Source organism: Kocuria sp. U4B, assembly GCF_054875615.1.
The window spans coordinates 191,384-207,890 of sequence record NZ_CM142180.1; the positions used below are offsets into that span (position 1 = coordinate 191,384).

17 protein-coding genes are annotated in these 16,507 nt (G+C 75.5%); 7 read left to right on the plus strand and 10 right to left on the minus strand.

Annotated features, from left to right (window positions below; translation table 11 throughout):
• Positions 1 to 110: 110 nt before the first annotated feature.
• The 4 genes from ACYSMR_RS00915 to ACYSMR_RS00930 form a co-directional block, all read right to left on the minus strand.
• The gene (locus ACYSMR_RS00915) at positions 111 to 854 is read right to left on the minus strand and encodes an MBL fold metallo-hydrolase (protein ID WP_251333302.1); all 744 of its coding nucleotides are present in this window, start codon (positions 852 to 854) and stop codon (positions 111 to 113) included.
• A gap of 15 nt (positions 855 to 869) precedes the next feature.
• The gene (locus tag ACYSMR_RS00920) at positions 870 to 1,895 is read right to left on the minus strand and encodes a glycosyltransferase family 2 protein (RefSeq protein ID WP_461747096.1); all 1,026 of its coding nucleotides are present in this window, start codon (positions 1,893 to 1,895) and stop codon (positions 870 to 872) included.
• Positions 1,896 to 1,978: 83 nt separating this feature from the next.
• Positions 1,979 to 2,692: a type 1 glutamine amidotransferase domain-containing protein gene (locus ACYSMR_RS00925; RefSeq protein ID WP_251333304.1), complete on the minus strand. Its 714-nt coding sequence runs from the start codon at positions 2,690 to 2,692 to the stop codon at positions 1,979 to 1,981.
• Between the two features lie 50 nt (positions 2,693 to 2,742).
• On the minus strand, positions 2,743 to 3,615 hold the full coding sequence (locus ACYSMR_RS00930) for an aldo/keto reductase (protein ID WP_461747097.1): 873 nt from the start codon (positions 3,613 to 3,615) through the stop codon (positions 2,743 to 2,745).
• Between the two features lie 169 nt (positions 3,616 to 3,784).
• Here ACYSMR_RS00930 and ACYSMR_RS00935 point away from each other — a divergent pair, with 169 nt between their 5' ends.
• Positions 3,785 to 4,660 carry an SDR family NAD(P)-dependent oxidoreductase gene (locus ACYSMR_RS00935; RefSeq protein ID WP_461747098.1) on the plus strand — a complete coding sequence of 292 codons (876 nt, stop codon included), beginning with the start codon at positions 3,785 to 3,787 and terminating at the stop codon, positions 4,658 to 4,660.
• Here ACYSMR_RS00935 and ACYSMR_RS00940 read toward each other — a convergent pair.
• Positions 4,641 to 5,270: a deoxynucleotide monophosphate kinase family protein gene (locus ACYSMR_RS00940; RefSeq protein WP_461747099.1), complete on the minus strand. Its 630-nt coding sequence runs from the start codon at positions 5,268 to 5,270 to the stop codon at positions 4,641 to 4,643. The genes ACYSMR_RS00935 and ACYSMR_RS00940 overlap by 20 nt on opposite strands.
• A gap of 135 nt (positions 5,271 to 5,405) precedes the next feature.
• Here ACYSMR_RS00940 and ACYSMR_RS00945 point away from each other — a divergent pair, with 135 nt between their 5' ends.
• Positions 5,406 to 6,074 carry a TetR/AcrR family transcriptional regulator gene (locus ACYSMR_RS00945; RefSeq protein ID WP_461747100.1) on the plus strand — a complete coding sequence of 223 codons (669 nt, stop codon included), beginning with the start codon at positions 5,406 to 5,408 and terminating at the stop codon, positions 6,072 to 6,074.
• Positions 6,071 to 7,681, plus strand: coding sequence for an MDR family MFS transporter (locus ACYSMR_RS00950; RefSeq protein WP_461747101.1), 1,611 nt, complete (start codon positions 6,071 to 6,073; stop codon positions 7,679 to 7,681). Before ACYSMR_RS00945 ends, ACYSMR_RS00950 begins: the two co-directional genes overlap by 4 nt.
• Positions 7,682 to 7,787: 106 nt before the next feature.
• On the opposite strand, the gene ACYSMR_RS00955 is transcribed toward ACYSMR_RS00950, so the two are convergent.
• Positions 7,788 to 8,657: a GmrSD restriction endonuclease domain-containing protein gene (locus ACYSMR_RS00955; RefSeq protein WP_461747102.1), complete on the minus strand. Its 870-nt coding sequence runs from the start codon at positions 8,655 to 8,657 to the stop codon at positions 7,788 to 7,790.
• Between the two features lie 429 nt (positions 8,658 to 9,086).
• Here ACYSMR_RS00955 and ACYSMR_RS00960 point away from each other — a divergent pair, with 429 nt between their 5' ends.
• A complete protein-coding gene (locus tag ACYSMR_RS00960) occupies positions 9,087 to 9,392 on the plus strand; it encodes a DUF4193 domain-containing protein (protein ID WP_251333311.1) in 306 nt (101 codons plus the stop codon).
• Between the two features lie 59 nt (positions 9,393 to 9,451).
• Positions 9,452 to 10,633 (plus strand): PP2C family protein-serine/threonine phosphatase, encoded by a 1,182-nt coding sequence (locus ACYSMR_RS00965; protein WP_461747103.1) that lies wholly within the window; start codon positions 9,452 to 9,454, stop codon positions 10,631 to 10,633.
• 25 nt (positions 10,634 to 10,658) lie between these two features.
• Here the strand turns inward: ACYSMR_RS00965 and ACYSMR_RS00970 are convergent, their stop codons facing one another.
• Complete coding sequence (locus ACYSMR_RS00970; RefSeq protein ID WP_251333313.1) at positions 10,659 to 11,249, minus strand: thymidine kinase; 591 nt, start codon at positions 11,247 to 11,249, stop codon at positions 10,659 to 10,661.
• Positions 11,250 to 11,410: 161 nt separating this feature from the next.
• Here ACYSMR_RS00970 and ACYSMR_RS00975 point away from each other — a divergent pair, with 161 nt between their 5' ends.
• Complete coding sequence (locus ACYSMR_RS00975; RefSeq protein WP_461747104.1) at positions 11,411 to 11,908, plus strand: hypothetical protein; 498 nt, start codon at positions 11,411 to 11,413, stop codon at positions 11,906 to 11,908.
• A 40-nt stretch (positions 11,909 to 11,948) separates the two neighbouring features.
• On the opposite strand, the gene ACYSMR_RS00980 is transcribed toward ACYSMR_RS00975, so the two are convergent.
• Together ACYSMR_RS00980 and ACYSMR_RS00985 are read right to left on the minus strand one after the other, a co-directional pair.
• Complete coding sequence (locus ACYSMR_RS00980) at positions 11,949 to 13,145, minus strand: MFS transporter (protein WP_375142375.1); 1,197 nt, start codon at positions 13,143 to 13,145, stop codon at positions 11,949 to 11,951.
• A 210-nt stretch (positions 13,146 to 13,355) separates the two neighbouring features.
• Positions 13,356 to 13,700 (minus strand): hypothetical protein, encoded by a 345-nt coding sequence (locus ACYSMR_RS00985; protein ID WP_461747105.1) that lies wholly within the window; start codon positions 13,698 to 13,700, stop codon positions 13,356 to 13,358.
• Between the two features lie 242 nt (positions 13,701 to 13,942).
• Between ACYSMR_RS00985 and ACYSMR_RS00990 the strand changes: the two genes are divergently transcribed.
• Complete coding sequence (locus tag ACYSMR_RS00990; protein WP_461747106.1) at positions 13,943 to 14,812, plus strand: IclR family transcriptional regulator; 870 nt, start codon at positions 13,943 to 13,945, stop codon at positions 14,810 to 14,812.
• Between the two features lie 898 nt (positions 14,813 to 15,710).
• Here ACYSMR_RS00990 and ACYSMR_RS00995 read toward each other — a convergent pair.
• A complete protein-coding gene (locus tag ACYSMR_RS00995) occupies positions 15,711 to 16,502 on the minus strand; it encodes a potassium transporter TrkG (RefSeq protein ID WP_461747107.1) in 792 nt (263 codons plus the stop codon).
• Between the last annotated feature and the right edge of the window lie 5 nt (positions 16,503 to 16,507).

Below are 16,507 nucleotides of genomic sequence, written 5' to 3' on the forward strand. Positions count from 1 at the left end.
CCCGCAGGCGCGCAGGGGCCCGGGACGGCGACCGCCGTCCCGGGCCCCTGCGCGTGCCCGGCAGCACCGGGCCACGGCCTCGGGTCGGGGCACCGGCTCCGGGCGTGCGGTCAGTGGGCGCCGACGGCGAGGGCGTGGCGCACCGCGGCCTCGGCGCCCTCGGCCCAGGGCTCGCCGTGGCCGGGCAGGACCGTGCGGGCGCCCGTGGCGGCGACCGCGTCGAGGGAGGCCAGGGCCGTGGCCGTGTCGCTGGTCGCGGCCGAGGCGACGATCTGCGGGCCCCGCCGGCCGGTGTACGGGTCGAGGGTGACCAGCGCGTCCCCGCTGAGGACGGTGCCCCGGCCGGGCAGGTCGAGCACGCAGTGCCCGTCGGTGTGACCGGGGGTGTGCACGACGACGGGCCGGCCCGGCACCGGCAGGGGGCTGCCGGTCTCCAGCGGACGGAGCACGCGCACGCCCTTGACGCTCAGCGCTCCGGCGAGCGCCATCCGGCCGAGCAGCGGCAGGGAGCGCGGGTGGCCCAGCGGGTAGAGGAAGCGGTTGCGCTGGGGCCGGTAGCGGTACGGGTGGGCGGCCAGCCGCGCGTCGGCGGGGTGGCCGAGCACGGGCAGCCCCCACTCGTCCTGCGCGCGGCGGGCGAAGCCCACGTGGTCGAAGTGCCCGTGGGTGAGCACGAGCGCCTTGACGTCCTCGGGCCGCCGGCCGAGCTCCTCGAGCCCGGCCAGGAGCATGGGCCACATGCTGGGCAGTCCCGCGTCCACGAGGGTCAGGCCGTCCTCGTCCTCGACCAGGTAGCAGTTGACGTGGGCGTGGGTGATGAGGTGGACGCCGTCGGCGACTCCGGAGGTGAACATGGGACTCCTCGGTGGTCAGTGGGTCGGTGGGAGCGGGACGAGGGCGGCCGCCGCCGCGTCGTCGGCGGGGCCGGGGCGCCCGCGCAGCCGGCGGCGCAGGGCCGCCCTGGAGTGCCCGGCCGTGCGCAGGCGGGCCCCCGCGTAGGGCACGCCGCCGCGCAGCCGCGCTCCCACGGCCGCCCACACGCACACGGCGCGCTCGAGGAGCCACACGGGCGCCCACGCCACGGTGCCGGCGGGGAAGACCGCCCGTCCGCCCGCGCGGCGGCGCCCGGCCTCCGCGACCCCGCACGCCAGCACCCCCAGGGCGGCGAGGCGGGCCGGCCGGCGCGCGGCCCAGCCGAGGAGGGGCAGCAGGGACAGCTCGGCGGCCAGGCGCCCGGGCTGGGCGAAGTCGTCGTAGGCCTGCCGCACCCGCTGGCCGAGGAAGTGGGCGGCGCTCGGCGGGATCCGGCCGACGTACAGGTCGGGGGCCCGCACCTCCCGGCCCCCCGCGGCGGTGATCGTGCGGATCAGCTCGAGGTTCTCGAACAGCACGTCGCCGTCGTAGCCGCCCGCCCCCAGCAGCGCCGAGCGGCGCACGCCGAGGGTCCCGGGGTAGTCGGCGCCGAGGGCGCGGTTGAACAGGGTGCGGGCGGTGTCCCAGCGGGCGTGCCAGGGCAGCTCCAGGAAGTAGTTCTGCGGGCGGACCAGCTCCGCCCGCCCCAGCAGCCCGACCACCCGCTGGAGGGCCTCCCGGGTGTAGCGCACGTCGTCGTCGGCGAGGACGATCCGCTCCTGCGCCACCCGCCGCACCCCGGTCATGACCCCCGCCACCTTGCCGTTGGCCCCGGGCCACGGCTCGGGGCGCAGGAGCTGCACCGCGTCCGGGAGGGCGCGGCGGTGGGCGGCGAAGAGCTCGCCGGCGGACCCGTCGACGACCGTGACCGGCACCCACTGCACGACCTCGGCGAGGTAGCGGGCCAGCTCGTCCAGGGCCGCGTCGTCGCTCCACTTCAGCGGCAGGACGTAGTGGGCGTCGGCGAGCGGGGGCAGGGCCATGGGCGGGGGTCCTTCGCGGCGTGGGCTCTTGATAAGGGCACTGATGGTGGTGTCCCGATCATGCGCCCGCGCCGGGACGGCGGTCAAGCCGGGGACTGCTCCGCGAGGGCCTCGGCGACGACCTCGGCGACGGCCTGGCTGGACTGCGGGTTCTGGCCGCTGACGAGGTTGGCGTCGCGCACGACGTGGCTGGACCAGGCGGGGCCGGTCTCCACGACGGCGCCCTGCTCGCGCAGCGCGGTCTCGACGAACCAGGGGGTGTTCTCGCCGGTGCCGCCGCCGAGCTCCTCCTCGTTGGTGAACACGGTCATCCGGCGGCCGGTGAAGACGAACGCCCCGTCCTCGTCCACGGCGCTGAGCAGCCCGGCGGGACCGTGGCAGAAGGGCGCGACGATCCGGCCCGCCCGGTCCGCCTCGGCCAGCAGGCGCCCGAGGTCGGCGTCCTGGTGGAGATCGGCCATGGGCCCGTGGCCGCCGGGCAGCACGAGGGCGTCGTAGTGGCCGCCGTCCACGTCGCCGAGCACGAGGGGGACGGCCAGCTCCGCGTCGATCCGCTGGAGGTAGGCGCGGAACTCGTCGGCCCGCTCCTGGCCGCCGGTCATCTCCGGGGCGAAGCTCGCCCGGTCCACGGTGGGGGCGACGCCGCCGGGGGTGGCGATGTCGACGTCGTGGCCGGCCTCGCGCAGGACGCGGTGGGCGACGACCAGCTCCTCGGCCCAGAAGCCGGTGGGGTGCTCGGTGCCGTCGCGCATGGTGAGGGAGTCGGCGGCGGAGACGATCATGAGGACGTGTGCCATGGGAGTGCTCCTTGCAGGGGTCGTGGACGGGGCGGGCCGGTGCGGCGGCGTCAGGCGGCGGCGGTGAGCTCCGCGTAGGTGGCGTCGTCGAGCTGGAGCCGGTCGGCGCCCATGTTCTCCTCGAGGTGCTCCAGGGACGCCGTGCCGGGGATGGGCATGATCACCGGGGAGTGGTGCAGCAGCCAGGCGAGGGCGACCTGCGAGGCCGTGGCGCCGAGGCGCTCGGCGGCCCGGTCCACGGGACCGCCGGGGCGGGCGAGCTCGCCGGCGGAGATGGGCGCCCACGGGATGAACCCGATGCCGTGCTCGGCGCAGTGCTCGAGGACGTCCTGCGAGCTGCGGTCGGTGAGGTTGTAGCGGTTCTGCACGGTGGCGACGGTGAAGTGCTCCTGGGCCGCCCGGATCTGGTCCACGCCCACCTCGGAGAGCCCGAGCGCCCGCACCTTGCCCTCCTCCTGCAGCGCGCGCAGGACGGCGAACTGTTCCTCCGCGGGGACGGTGGGGTCGATCCGGTGCAGCTGGAGCAGGTCGAGGGCCTCGACCCGCAGCTTCCGCAGGCTCAGCTCGGCCTGCTGGCGCAGGTACTCGGGCCGGCCCAGCGGGATCCACCGGCGGGGACCGGTGCGGGCGAAGCCGACCTTGGTCGCGATCCGGACGCCCTCGGGGTAGGGGTGCAGGGCCTCGGCGATGATCTGCTCGCTGACGTCGGGGCCGTACGCGTCGGCGGTGTCGACGAAGTCGACGCCCAGCTCCACGGCGCGGCGCACCACCCGCACGGCGTTGGCGCGGTCGGCGGGCTCGCCCCACACGCCCTCGCCGACGATGCGCATGGCGCCGAAGCCGAGGCGGTGGACCGTGCCGAGGTCCTGGAGGTCGATGGTGCCGGGCACTGCTCGGGTGCCGGCCGGGGTGCTGTCCGTCATGTCCGCCGCAACCCGGCGGCGCCCGACGTTATTCCGATCACGCCGGCACCGGCGGGAGCTCCCGGGTGCCGACCGCGCCGCCCGTTCCCCGGGCGCCGGACGGTGGGTAGCCTGAGCGGCGGGACGCACCCGCGGCCCGCCCCGCACCACCCCGCCCAGGAGGAGCCCCATGGAGCCCAGCACCGAGCCGCGCACCATCGTCGTCACCGGCGCCAGCGACGGCATCGGGGCCGCCGCCGTCCGGGAGCTCGCGCGGCGGGGCCACGAGGTCGTCGTCGTCGGCCGCTCGCCCGCCAAGACCGCCGCGGTCGCCCGCCCGCTGGGGGCGCGGCACTTCTCGGCGGACTTCGCGCGCCTGGACGAGGTGCGCGGGCTGGGCGCCCAGCTGCGCTCGGCCCTGCCGCGCATCGACGTGCTCGTCAACAACGCGGGCGGCCTCTTCGACCGGCCCGAGCGCACCGCGGACGGGCTCGAGCGGACCTTCCAGGTCAACCACCTGGCGCCGTTCCTGCTCACCCACCTGCTGCTGGAGCCGCTGCGGGCGGGCACCGGCGCGGTGGTGAACACGTCGAGCATCGCCGCCCGGATCGGGCGCCTGGACCTCCGGGGCATGGACGAGCTGGACGGGTTCGGCGGCCCGGGCGGCCGCCGGGCGTGGTCCCCGCACCGGGCCTACGGCGACTCCAAGCTCGCCAACGTCCTGTTCACGCGCGGGCTCGAGCGCCACCACGGGGACCGCGGGCTGGCCGCCGCGGCGTTCCACCCCGGCGGTGTGGCCACCAACTTCGCCTCCTCCACGACCACGGCCCTGGGCCTGCTCTACCGCACCCGGCTGGGGCGGCGCCTGATGATCACCCCGGAGCAGGGCGCGGACACGCTCGTCTGGCTCGCCGAAGGCACCCCCGGGCGGGACTGGGCGTCGGGGGCGTACTACGAGAAGCGCCGGTCGGCCCGCACCAATCCCCGCGCCGGCGACGACGCCCTGGTGGACGCCCTCTGGGAGCGCAGCGCCCGGCTCGCCGGCCTCAGCGGCCGCGCAGGCTGAGCACCAGGGCGTCCACCTTCTGCTCCAGCTGCTCGATCGTCCCGTCGTTGACGATCGTGGTTGTGATCCACCGCGGGTCGATGCCGGCCTCGGAGGCGTGCGGGTCGGCGCTCCCCCCGGCCCCCGGGCGCACCACGTGCACCACCCGCCCGCCCGCGGCCACGACGGCCTCGGCCTCGACGTCGAAGCGCACGTCCGTGAACACGACCCGTCCGCCCAGCCGGCGGGCGGCCGCCAGACCGCGCTGCGCCCACACCGTCTCCCCGAAGACCGCCTTGCCCGCCTCGTTGCCCACGCGCTGGAGCAGGACCCGGATCTCCCGGTGCACCGGGTCGCGCTCCTCGTCCTTGAGCCGGTCCCAGTCCCCGCCGACCTCGGCCAGCACCGTGGACAGGCGCAGGAGGGCGTCCCCGCGCCGGCCGACGAGCGGGTCCAGCTTCGTGAGGAACAGCCGCAGCGGATCGGCGAACGCCACCCGCGAGTAGCCGTGGGCCGCCACGAGCCGGGCCCCGCACGTGTCCTTGCCCGCCTGCTTGCGCCCGTGCAGCCCGATCAGCTCCACACCGCCGGGGTCGTCCGTGCCCGTGTCCGTGCCCGTGTCCGCGCCCATGGTCAGCCTCCTCGGTCGTGCCGGCACCGCTGCCAGCCTACGAACCGCCGCCCGGCACCGCACCTGACGCACCGCACCGACTTTTTGCACTATGATGCCGAGAGTGCAATTAATGGTCTGCGGCAGGAACTCCCGGTGACCGACGGGGCACGCGAGCAGCGGATGCGGCGCACGCGCCGGTCGCTCATCGTGCACGCGCGCCGGCTCACGGCCGAGCGCGGGCTGGGCGGGTTCACCGTGGACGAGCTCTGCGCGGAGGTCGGCATCTCCCGGAGGACCTTCTTCAACTACTTCGCCTCGAAGGACGACGCCGTGCTGGGCACCCCGGCGCGGGACCCGCTCGCGGCCTACGCCGAGGAGTTCGTGGCCGGCGGCCGGTCCTCGGACGGGCCGGGCCTGCTGGAGGCCCTGAAGGAGCTCGTCGTGCGGTCCTTCCGCGTCATGGACGCCCCCCACGACCGGTCGGTGCTGCTGGAGGTCCTGCGGCGGGAGCCCGCCCTGCTCCAGCGGCTGACCGAGTCCATGGACCGCCACGTCGCGGGCCTGGCGGAGCTGATCGCCCGGCGGCAGGGCTGCCCGCCCGGGGCCCCCTTCCCGCGGGTGGCCGCCGCCGTCGTCGCCCACCTGGCGGGGCACACCGTCCACGAGCTCCTGGAGAGCCGCCCGGGCGCCGACGAGTCGCCGCCGCTCGAGGAGTTCGCCGCCCTGCTGGAGCGCAACGTCGGCCTCGCCGCCGAGCTCCTCGCGCCCGCCGGCACCGGCCCGGCCACCCCCACCGACACCGACACCGAAGGAACCCCATGACCACGACCCCGCCGTCGGCCGTCCCGGACGGCCCGCTGCTGGTGCTGACCCGGAAGCGGATCTGGATCATCTTCTCGGCCCTCATCGCCGGGATGCTGCTCTCCAGCCTCGACCAGACCATCGTCTCGACCGCCATGCCGACCATCGTCGGCGAGCTGGGCGGCGTGGAGCACCAGGCCTGGATCACCACCGCCTACCTGCTCGCGACCACCATCGTGATGCCCGTCTACGGCAAGTTCGGCGACGTGCTGGGCCGGCGCACCCTCTTCCTCGTCGCCATCGCCCTGTTCACCGTCGCCTCGGTCGGCTGCGCCCTCGCCACGGGCTTCTGGGGCTTCGTCGCGTTCCGCGCGATGCAGGGCCTCGGCGGCGGCGGCCTGATGATCCTCTCCCAGGCGATCGTCGCGGACATCGTGCCGGCCTCCGAGCGCGGCAAGTACATGGGCCCCCTCGGCGGCATCTTCGGCCTCTCCGCCGTCGCCGGGCCGCTGCTGGGCGGCTACTTCGTGGACCACCTCACCTGGCAGTGGGCGTTCTACATCAACATCCCGGTCGGGATCGCCGCCTTCGCCATCGCCTGGTTCACCCTGACCCTGCCCCACAAGCGCGCCACCCGGCGGATCGACGTCGCCGGCGTGGTGCTGCTGTCCGCGGCCACCACGTGCCTGATCTTCTTCACGGAGTTCGGCGGCGACGCCGAGCGCGGCTGGGACTCCCCCGCCACGTGGGCGTGGGCCGCCGGCACGGTCGTCGCGGCGGGCCTGTTCGTGTGGACCGAGGCGCGCGCGGAGGACCCCATCATCCCGCTCGCCCTGTTCCGCAACCCGGTCTTCGTCAACGCGACCGCGATCGGGCTCACGCTGGGCCTGGGCATGTTCGCCGCCATCGCCTTCGTGCCGACGTTCCTGCAGATGTCCTCCGGGACCTCGGCCGCGGAGTCCGGGCTGCTCATGCTGCCCATGATGGCGGGGCTCATGGGCACCTCCATCTGGTCGGGCATCCGCATCTCCCGCACCGGCCGGTACAAGGGCTACCCGATGGCCGGCACCCTCGTCACGGCGGCCGCGATGCTGGCCATGACCACGCTCGCAGCCGACACGCCGATCTGGCTGATCTGCGCCTACCTGCTCGTCCTCGGCGCCGGCCTCGGCCTGATCATGCAGGTCATCGTCCTCGTGGTGCAGAACGCCGTGGACCCCTCCATGGTGGGCACGGCCACGAGCACCAACAACTACTTCCGGGAGGTGGGGGCCGCCCTGGGCGTGGCCATCTTCGGGGCGATGTTCACCAACAACCTCGCGGAGCAGCTCACCGAGGTGTTCGCCGGCGCCGGGGCCACCGCGGACCAGGCCGGGCAGGCCACCGCGACCCTCGACCCGCAGACGCTCGCGCAGCTGCCCGATCCCGTCCGGGACGGCATCGTCGCGGCGTACGCCGACTCCCTCGCCCCCGTGTTCTGGTACCTCATCCCCTTCATGCTCCTCGCGTTCCTGCTCGCGCTGTTCCTGCGGCAGATCCCGCTGTCGGAGACCGCCGGGATGGTGGCCCGCGGCGAGGCGGTCGGCGGCGCCGAGGCCGAGGCGCTCGAGGCCGCCCGCACCCGCTGAGCGCCCCAGCCCGGGCACGGCACGAGGCCCTGCCCGCCGTGGGCGGGCGGGGCCTCCTCGTCGTGCCCGGGCCGTCCCGGGGCGCAGCGGAGGAGCCGCGGGACGCTCACGGGTTCTCGCAGCCGACCCCGTCGCCGTTGCCGTCCAGGCGCGGCTGCCAGCGGGGATGCGCCGGCGTGAGGTGCGAGAGCCCGTCGGCGTAGACCGCCGAGCAGTTGGGGTACGGATCCGTGGGGGCCGGGGACGGGGTGGCCGGCCCGGGCGCGGTCGGCTCCGGCGCGGCCCCCGGTCCGGTCACCGGCCCCGCCCCTGGCACGGGCCCGGGGTCCGCGGGCACGACCTGACCGGGGCACTCCCCCAGCACCTGGCCCATCGCGTCCTTCTCCGCGGCGGTCACCCACAGCCCGTACCCGGCCTTCACCGCGATCTGGCGCGCGACGTAGTCGCAGCGGAACGCCCGGTTCGGCGGCAGCCACGTGGCGGCGTCGCCGTCGCCCTTGGCCTGGTTCGTGGGCCCGTCGACCGCGAGCAGGTTGAGCGGGTCGTTGGCGAAGCGGGCCCGGGTGCCGGCGTCGAGCTGCCGGGCGCCCTTCTGCCAGGCGTCGGAGAGCGCGACGACGTGGTCGACCTGGACGTCGGAGGAGGTGGCCGGCCCGCGCACGAAGTCGATCGTGGTGGCGGTGTAGGGATCGAGCAGGGTGCCCGAGAGCACCGTGCACCCGTCGCTGCCGGCCCGGTGCACGACGTCGACCAGGTCCCGGGCGAGCACGTCGTTGCGGGTGTCGCAGCCGTTGCCGTCCACGTCCTGCCAGGCCGGGCCGAACTGCTCCCGGTCGTAGCCGGTCCTCGGCGCCCGGCCCTTCACGGCGAGCGTCTCCAGGGCGGCGGCCGCCGTGGCGGGCCCGCCGCCCGTGGACGCGGCGGGTGCCGTCGCGCTCGCCGGGGGTTCCGGCGGGTCCGCGGTCCCGGCCGGCACGGGCGCGGCCGAGGGCGCCGCCGTCGCCGGGGCGGGATCGTCCGGGGGCCGGCGGTGGTCGCGCCGACCGGGCCCGCGCAGCCGGTGAGCGCCAGGACCGCCGCGCCCAGCGGCACGGCGAGGGTGGCGCGGATCCGACGGCGGGGCGCCGGGGCGCGGAGCACGGACGGGCGCGGGGCGGTGCATCGGGGCACGGGGTCGACCTCCGGGGGCAGGCGCGAATGCGAATGCAGAGTCCACCGTAGGCCCGGTCCCCGGCGCTGCGCGAGCCGGTCACGGGTCGTGACGCGTCGTGGCGAGATCCTCCGCGCCGGACCGCGCAGGCGGCGCCGGGAATAGGCCCCTGCCCCACCGGGTTGTCGGGGGAACACCCCGCTGCCGCCTCTCGCGCGCAGCGGTCCCACCGCACTTCCGAGGAGCCGAGAACCCATGGCCACCGACTACGACGCCCCGCGCACGGGCCCCGACGACGACGACGCCGGCGAGTCGCTCGAGGTGATCCAGGCGCAGCGCAGCGCGCCCGCCCAGAGCCCGGCGATCGACGTCGACGACGCCGACACCGCGGAGGGCATCGACCTGCCCGGGGCGGACCTCTCCCACGAGGAGCTGCTCATCCAGGTCGTGCCCGAGCGGGAGGACGAGTTCACCTGCATGTCCTGCTTCCTGGTCCACCACCGCAGCCAGCTCGCCCGCGAGGAGAACGGCAACAAGTACTGCACCGACTGCGAGGGCTGACCGGCGCCGGCACGGGCCGGCCGTCCGTGGGCGGCGGCCGGGCACCGTAGGGTGGATGCATGTCGATCGATGCTGTGGAGCGCGCCGAGGACGCCCGGGTGGAGGCGCTGCACGCCCTCCAGGTGCTGGACACCCCGCGGGAGGAGCGCTACAACCGGATCGTGCGCCTGGCCCAGCAGGTCTTCGACGTGCCGATGGCCGCGATCAACCTCATCGACGCCGACCGGCAGTGGACCAAGGCCGAGGTCGGCCTCGACGGGCTGGAGAGCATCCCCCCGGGCGACTCCATGTGCCGCCACACCGTGCGCTCCCCCGGGACGCTGGTGGTGCCCGACACCACCGTCGACCCCCGCTTCCGCGCCAACCGCTTCGTCGTCGGCGACGAGCGCATCCGCTTCTACGCGGGCCAGCCCGTCCACGCCCCCGGCGGGGAGGCGGTGGGCACCCTGTGCCTGTTCGCCACCGACCCGCGGGAGCTCAGCGGCCGGGACCGGCAGATGCTCCAGGAGATGGCCGGGTGGGTCGAGCGCGAACTCGCCGCCCAGCAGGAGCTCGACCGCGCGGCCCAGGTCCAGCAGGTCCTCATGCCCGCCACCGCCCCGGTCGTCGACGGCTACGAGCTCGCCGGGCGGTGCGTGCCCACCCAGGCCATCGGCGGGGACTTCTTCGCCTGGCACACCCTGCCCGGCGGGGCCCTGCAGCTGCACGTGGCCGACGTGATGGGCAAGGGCATCCCCGCGGCCCTGATCGCCGCCTCGGTGCGGGCCATGCTGGTGGGCGCGGCCCAGTTCAACGACCAGGCCGCCACCGTCCACCGCACCGCCACCGCCGCCGAGGAGCTGCTGTCGGCCACCGGGGCGTTCGTCACCGCCTTCTCCGCCCGCCTGGACCCGGCCACCGGGGTGCTGGACTACATCGACGCCGGGCACGGGCTGGCCTTCGTCTTCGGTCCCCACGGGTACCGCCGGCTGCACCGCTCCGGGCCCCCGATCGGGATCTTCCCCGAGACCACCTGGCCGCTGCACACCACCACCCTGGCCCCCGGGGAGCTGCTGGTGGTGGTCTCCGACGGGTTCCTGGACTTCTTCCCCACCCTTGAGCACACCCTGGAGGCGGCCGCCCGGGCCGGGCTGGCCGAGGCCACCGCGGCCCGACTGGTGGACCGGGCCATCGCCTACGCCCGCACCCGGGGCCACCCCGACGACGTCACCGTCCTGGCCCTGCGCCGCGAGCCCGCCTGACGCCGGCCGCCGTCAGGACCGGCGCTCAGCGCAGGCGGCCGCCGGAGTGGCGCAGGTAGCAGGCGGCGCACATCGACTCGTAGGAGGCCTCCTGGCCGTCGATGGCCACCTGGTCCCCCTCGAAGACGAACGCCCCGTCGACGAGCCGCGCGTTGAACATCGCCTTGGACCCGCAGCGGCAGATCGTGCGCAGCTCCTCGACGGTGTGCGCCAGCGCCAGCAGCCGCGCCGCCCCGGGGAACGCCTCGGTGCGGAAGTCCGTGCGCAGCCCGTAGGCGAGCACCGGCACGCCGTCGAGCACCGCGATGCGCAGCAGGTCGTCGACCTGTCCGGGGGTGAGGAACTGGGCCTCGTCCACCAGCAGGCAGTGCACCGGGCCGTGCTCCCGGACGGCCGCGTGGAACAGGGCGCGCGCCGGGTCCCCGGGGCCCAGCAGCAGGTCCACCCGCCGGGACTCGCCGAGACGGGACACCACCGTGTCCGCGCCCTTGGAGTCGATCGCCGGCTTGGCGACCAGGACCTTCTGGTCCCGCTCCTCGTAGTTGTGCGCGGCCTGGATCAGGACCGTGGACTTCCCCGAGTTCATCGCCCCGTGGCGGAAGTAGAGCTTGCCCATCAGGCGCCCCTGCGGTGCCGGGCGGGGGTGGCGGAGGTGGTCATCGTGGTGCTCCTGGGGGGGTCGGGCCGGGTGCCGGTGTCGAACGCGCGTCCTAATATAGGCGCCGGGAGCGCGGGGCCGGGCCACCCCGGCCGCACCCACCGAGGAAAGGGCTGGCAGTGGACCACGACTACAACTACGGCGGGGCCACCGCCGTCGGCACGCGCGCCGTCGTCGTCCGCGGCGGCCACGGCCGCTCCACGGAGCGGCGCACGGTCGTCGACGAGTCGCACTGGACCGTCACCGTCGACGACGGCACCCGCTTCTCCAAGGCCGACGGGGTGCAGTGGGGCGACTCCGCCGGCGGGTCCTCCGACCTCGAGGACGCCCACTGCCCCACGCACATCGTGACGGAGGGCAACCCGGACTTCGACGAGCTGTGGGCGGACGCCGTGCTGAGCGCCTACACCGGCCACGACCAGCTGGCCTACGTGGAGGACAGCATCGCCGCGAACCTGCTCACCGGCGACGCCGACGTGCACGCCCACTACGACGTCTCCGGGATCATCGACGAGCTCACGCCCATCGGCCAGGACTACGACGAGATCCCCCAGGAGCAGTTCTGGGCCGTGGTGGCCAGGCACCGGCTCGCCGCCGACGACCCCAGGGGCCGATGACCGGCCCGGAGCGGTCGCCGGTCCTCCCGGCCGGTCCGGGTTAGCGGCGTCGCGCCGCGACGCCGCGCACCGCCAGCGTGGTGCACACGAGGTACGTGGCCGTGGCCGCCAGCACGACCAGCAGGGACACCGACCAGGAGCCGCTGCGCGCCTGCACGAAGCCGAGCACGGTCGGAGCCAGGGCCCCCACCCCGTAGCCGGTCCCCTGCACCACCGCCGAGAGGCGCCCGGCCGAGGCGCTGTCGTGCGCCAGCTGCATGATGGCGATGAAGATCACGGTGATGCCGCCGCCCTGCGCCACCCCGCCCAGGGCGGTCCACGCCCACCACTGGGCGGGAGCCAGGAGCAGGCCCAGCGGCAGGGCGAGCCACGTCACCCCGACGGCGGCGGCCACGGTCACGGTGCTCAGCCGCCGGGCGGCCAGGGGAACACCGAGCGCGCCGGCGATCGCGAACACCTGGAAGAACGACGACGCCGCTCCGGCGGCGACGGTCGTCATCCCGACGACGTCGACGAGCAGCGTCGGCAGCCACGCCGTGACGCCGTAGAAGGCGAAGGCCTGCCCGGCGAACCCCGCCGCCAGGCCGGCGGCGGCCCACCGGCCGCCCCGGGGGCGCACCGCCTCGCCGGCCGGCCGGGGCTCGCGCGCGGGCACCAGCGCCCCTCGGCCCCGGACGGTCAGCAGCCAGACCCCCACGCCGACGACCACGGCCGCCGCCGAGGAGGCCAGGGCGATGCGCCATCCCGCCGCGGCCGCGATGGGAGCGGTGAGCAGCGCCGCGAGGGTCGAGCCGATGTTCAGGGCGGCGGTGTAGAGGCCGGTGGCCGCTCCGTAGCGGCGCGGCGGGAAGTCGCGCCGGATGAGCAGGGGCACGGCGATGTTCCCGACGGTGATGGCCAGCCCGATGACCACGGTGCCCAGCATCGTGGCCGTGGTGGTCCCCGCCGACCGCAGGACCATGCCGGCGAGCACGCCGAGCAGGGTCGCGGTGATCGAGAACTCCACGCCGAAGCGGCGGATGCCCGGCGCGACCAGCGGGGACGCCAGGGCGAAGCAGAGCACGGGAATGGTGGTGAGCAGACCGGCCGCGGCGGCGGAGAGCCCCAGATCGGCGCGGAGGTCCCCGAGGACCGGGGCGACGGCGACGATGGGGGTGCGCAGCGCCAGGGCCACCAGGCCGATGCAGGCCATCAGCAGCCATCCGCGGGGCACCCGGCCCCGGGCGCGTCGGGTCACGGGCGGCTCACCACGGTGCATGGTCCTCGGCTCTCCAGGGTCTCGTCCGGCGGCTCCCACCGGACGGGGCCCGGCCGTCGTCGTACGGCCGGACGCGCGGGGACCCCCGGTCCATCATCTCCCACCCGGGGCACCCCGGCGTGCACCCCCGGGCGCACCGGGACGGGCGGCGGGGTGCCCCCGTGCAGCACCGCACCGCGGGAGGGCAGGTCAGGGGCGGACGCCGGGCTCGTCCCAGGTGCAGGGACCGAAGCGGCCGTGGGCCGGTTCGAGGTACTCGAGCTCCTCGGCCGGGAGGAGGACGCCGGGACGGTGCCCGTCCGCCTCGCAGCGCACCAGCACCACCAGGCCCAGGGCGACCGGCTCGTACGGGACGCACAGCACGAGCTCACCGGCACGCAGGTTCGGCCCGGCCCGGTCGGCGCGCACGCGGTAGCGGCCCAGCCGGGCGGAGGGCGCTGACCGGTCGGGCTCCGCGCCGTCGCCGGCCGCCGGGGGCGGCAGGAGCTCGGCGGGGCTCGGGGCGGGGAGCGGGATCAGTGCGGGGACGCACATGGCGGAGGACCTCCTGGCGTTCGAGCGCACCGGGCCCGGGAACGGGCCCCGGTGCCGGACGGGGGCTCGACGACGCTGTCCCCTCCCAGGATAGAGAGCCGGATCACAGATGGGAAGCAGGCTGTCGAAACAGCCCGCTCCGGGCCCCGGCGACACCGATATCCTGGTCCCACGCACGCGCTGCCCGGTGCTCCCCGCCCCCTGCACCCCGCCGCACGCCCTACGACGAAGGAGATGGTTTCGTGCACAGTCGCACCGACGAGCCGGACCACGCCACGGCCGGAGCCGACACGGTCGACCACGACCCGGACGTCCACGACGAGAACGGCACCGAGGGGGCGCATCCCGGCGGGGTCCAGTCCGTCGACCGGGCCATCACCGTGCTCGAGCTGCTGGGCCACCTGGGCAGCGCGAGCGTCGGCCGGGTGGCCGACGAACTGGGCGTCCACAAGTCCACGGCCTCGCGCCTGCTGAGCGCCCTGGAGAGCCGGGGCATGGTGGTCCAGAACAGCGAGCGCGGGAAGTACCAGCTGGGCTTCGGCATCCTGCGCCTGGCGCACGCCATCCCCGCGCGGCTGAGCCTGGTGACGGAGGCCCGGGAGGAGATGCGCCGGCTCGCGGAGGAGCACCGGGAGACGGTCAACCTCGCCGTCCTGCGGGAGGGCGTCGCCGTGAACCTGGCCCAGGAGATCGGCCCGACGTCGCTAGGCACGCACGACTGGATCGGCAGCCTCACCCCGCTGCACGCCACGTCCAGCGGCAAGGTCCTGCTGGCCGCCCTGCCCTCGGCCGAGCGGGACCGGCTCATCACCAGGAACCGGCTCACCGCCCACACCGGCCGCACCATCACGTCGCGCCGCAAGCTGGAGCAGCAGCTGCTCGACGTCGCCGCCCAGGGCTACGCCACGGTCCTCGAGGAGTACGAGATCGGGCTCAACGCCGTCTCCGTCCCCGTGCGCGACCACCTGGGCACGGTCGTCGGCGCGGTGAGCATCTCGGGCCCGGCGTTCCGCTTCACCGAGGGGACCATCCAGGAGCTGCTGGGCGATCTGCAGGAGGCGGGCCTGAGGATCAGCGCGCGCATGGGCTACGTGCCGGAGAGCCGCGGCTGAGCACCCGGTCACGACCGGGACACCGCTCGTCAGCCCCCACCGGGCGGTGTCCCGGGAACCGTCGGCGTCCTCGCCGCGTTGGCGCCGCCGCGCTTCAGGCTCTCGCCTTCGGGCTGCTGGGGGTGCTCACGACGCCGCCGTCGAGCCCGGGAGCGCGGCGCCGGGGGCGCCGTCGTGGGGCGGTGTGCTCGGGCGAGAGTGCTGAAGGCCTCGGCCTTGCCGGTGGGCCCCGTGACCAGGACCTGGTCCCTTTCGCCGGGCACCGTGGACGGTCCGGCCGGGACCCGGCTCTCCCCGGGGCGGCGCAGCGGACCAGGGCGAAGCCCTCGTCGATCCGGGCGAAGGGCAGGACCCGGCCGCGGACCAGGTGGGCGGACCAGACGCCCCTGTCGTGCTCGGGGCGGCCGGCAGGGGCGAGGTCGTGGCGTGCAGCGGAGCACATGGGGGTCCTCCGCAGCTGGTGAGGAGCGGACGGCCGGCGGGGAAGCAGCGCGGGCTCAGCCGATCAGGGGGCGTTCCTCGGGCAGTGCGGAGAGCACGGGCCGGCGCGGGCGGCGATGGCGATGGCGATGGCCACGGTGGTGGGCCCGAGCCGGCCCAGGACCAGGCGAGGCGGCCCAGCACGGCGAAGGTCGTGACCTTCAGCCCGCCGGCGGGGCCGCCGATGAGCCCGAGGATGTCCGGCCCGAGCCAGGAGACCGGGTTCATGCCCCCCGATGTCGATGCCGTTGAACCCGGCGGCGGGCGATGGCGGACGGGAAGAACCCGGCCAGCTGCTTCTCCCCCGGCGCCAGAGGCCCAGGGTGGCCGGGTCGGCCCACTCGACGGCGCGCAGGCACACCGTGCCCAGGACGAGGAGCACCGGGGCGGCCAGCCGCACGATGCGGGTGTTCATCGATCATCTGCGCGGGAGCCTCCACTCCCGGCGCAGCTCCCAGAGCACCGGGAAGCCGAGTCCGCCCAGGATCACCGCGGCGGCCATGGGCAGGATGATCCACGGGTCGTCCACGAAGTCCGTCCGGGACAGGGTGTAGAGGGTGAAACCGGCGTTGTTGAACGCCGAGACCGCGTGGAAGACCCCGTGCCACAGCGCCTGGGCGGCCGGGTAGCCGTAGCCGGTGAGGAAGCGCAGGAACAGCATGACCGCCACTGCGGCCTCGATGACCAGGGAGGTGGCCAGGATGCGCAGCAGCACCCGGCGCATGCCGCCGCAGCCGGTGCTCCCGCTCCCGGCGGAGGTGAGGGCCTGGGAGGCGAGCCCGGGCTTCCGGGCCAGCAGGACGCCCAGCACGGTGGTGCAGGCCATCACCCCGAACCCTCCGACCTGGACCAGGCCCAGGATCACGGCCTGGCCGAAGGGGGTCCAGAAGGTGGGCGTGTCCACCACGGCCAGCCCGGACCCGCACAGCGCGGAGGTGGCGGTGAACAGGGCCTGGAGCAACGATGCCCCGCCCTCCCCGGCCTTCGCCATCGGCAGCATCAGCAGGGCGGTGCCGATCAGCAGGGCCGCACCGAAGGCGCCCGCGATGATCCGGGCGATCCTCGCCGTGCTGGTCTGCTGGGCGCCGGCGGTGTGCCGGGGTCCGGGGTCCGGGCGGGCCTCGGGGGTGCGCCGGCGTGGTGGGCGGTGCCCGGCCGCCTTGGTCAGGCGCCGGATCCGGGCCCGGTACAGGGTCTCTTCCAGCGGCATCAGCA

What these genes read in the sequence shown, in the direction of transcription:
- ACYSMR_RS00930 (WP_461747097.1), bottom strand. Translation starts at nt 3,615, where the DNA reads ATGACGGACAGCACCCCGGCCGGCACCCGAGCAGTGCCCGGCACCATC.
- ACYSMR_RS00915 (WP_251333302.1), bottom strand. Translation starts at nt 854, where the DNA reads ATGTTCACCTCCGGAGTCGCCGACGGCGTCCACCTCATCACCCACGCC.
- ACYSMR_RS00950 (WP_461747101.1), top strand. Translation starts at nt 6,071, where the DNA reads ATGACCACGACCCCGCCGTCGGCCGTCCCGGACGGCCCGCTGCTGGTG.
- ACYSMR_RS00940 (WP_461747099.1), bottom strand. Translation starts at nt 5,270, where the DNA reads ATGGGCGCGGACACGGGCACGGACACGGGCACGGACGACCCCGGCGGT.
- ACYSMR_RS00935 (WP_461747098.1), top strand. Translation starts at nt 3,785, where the DNA reads ATGGAGCCCAGCACCGAGCCGCGCACCATCGTCGTCACCGGCGCCAGC.
- ACYSMR_RS00960 (WP_251333311.1), top strand. Translation starts at nt 9,087, where the DNA reads ATGGCCACCGACTACGACGCCCCGCGCACGGGCCCCGACGACGACGAC.
- ACYSMR_RS00970 (WP_251333313.1), bottom strand. Translation starts at nt 11,249, where the DNA reads ATGGGCAAGCTCTACTTCCGCCACGGGGCGATGAACTCGGGGAAGTCC.
- ACYSMR_RS00925 (WP_251333304.1), bottom strand. Translation starts at nt 2,692, where the DNA reads ATGGCACACGTCCTCATGATCGTCTCCGCCGCCGACTCCCTCACCATG.
- ACYSMR_RS00985 (WP_461747105.1), bottom strand. Translation starts at nt 13,700, where the DNA reads ATGTGCGTCCCCGCACTGATCCCGCTCCCCGCCCCGAGCCCCGCCGAG.
- ACYSMR_RS00965 (WP_461747103.1), top strand. Translation starts at nt 9,452, where the DNA reads ATGTCGATCGATGCTGTGGAGCGCGCCGAGGACGCCCGGGTGGAGGCG.
- ACYSMR_RS00920 (WP_461747096.1), bottom strand. Translation starts at nt 1,895, where the DNA reads ATGGCCCTGCCCCCGCTCGCCGACGCCCACTACGTCCTGCCGCTGAAG.
- ACYSMR_RS00995 (WP_461747107.1), bottom strand. Translation starts at nt 16,502, where the DNA reads ATGCCGCTGGAAGAGACCCTGTACCGGGCCCGGATCCGGCGCCTGACC.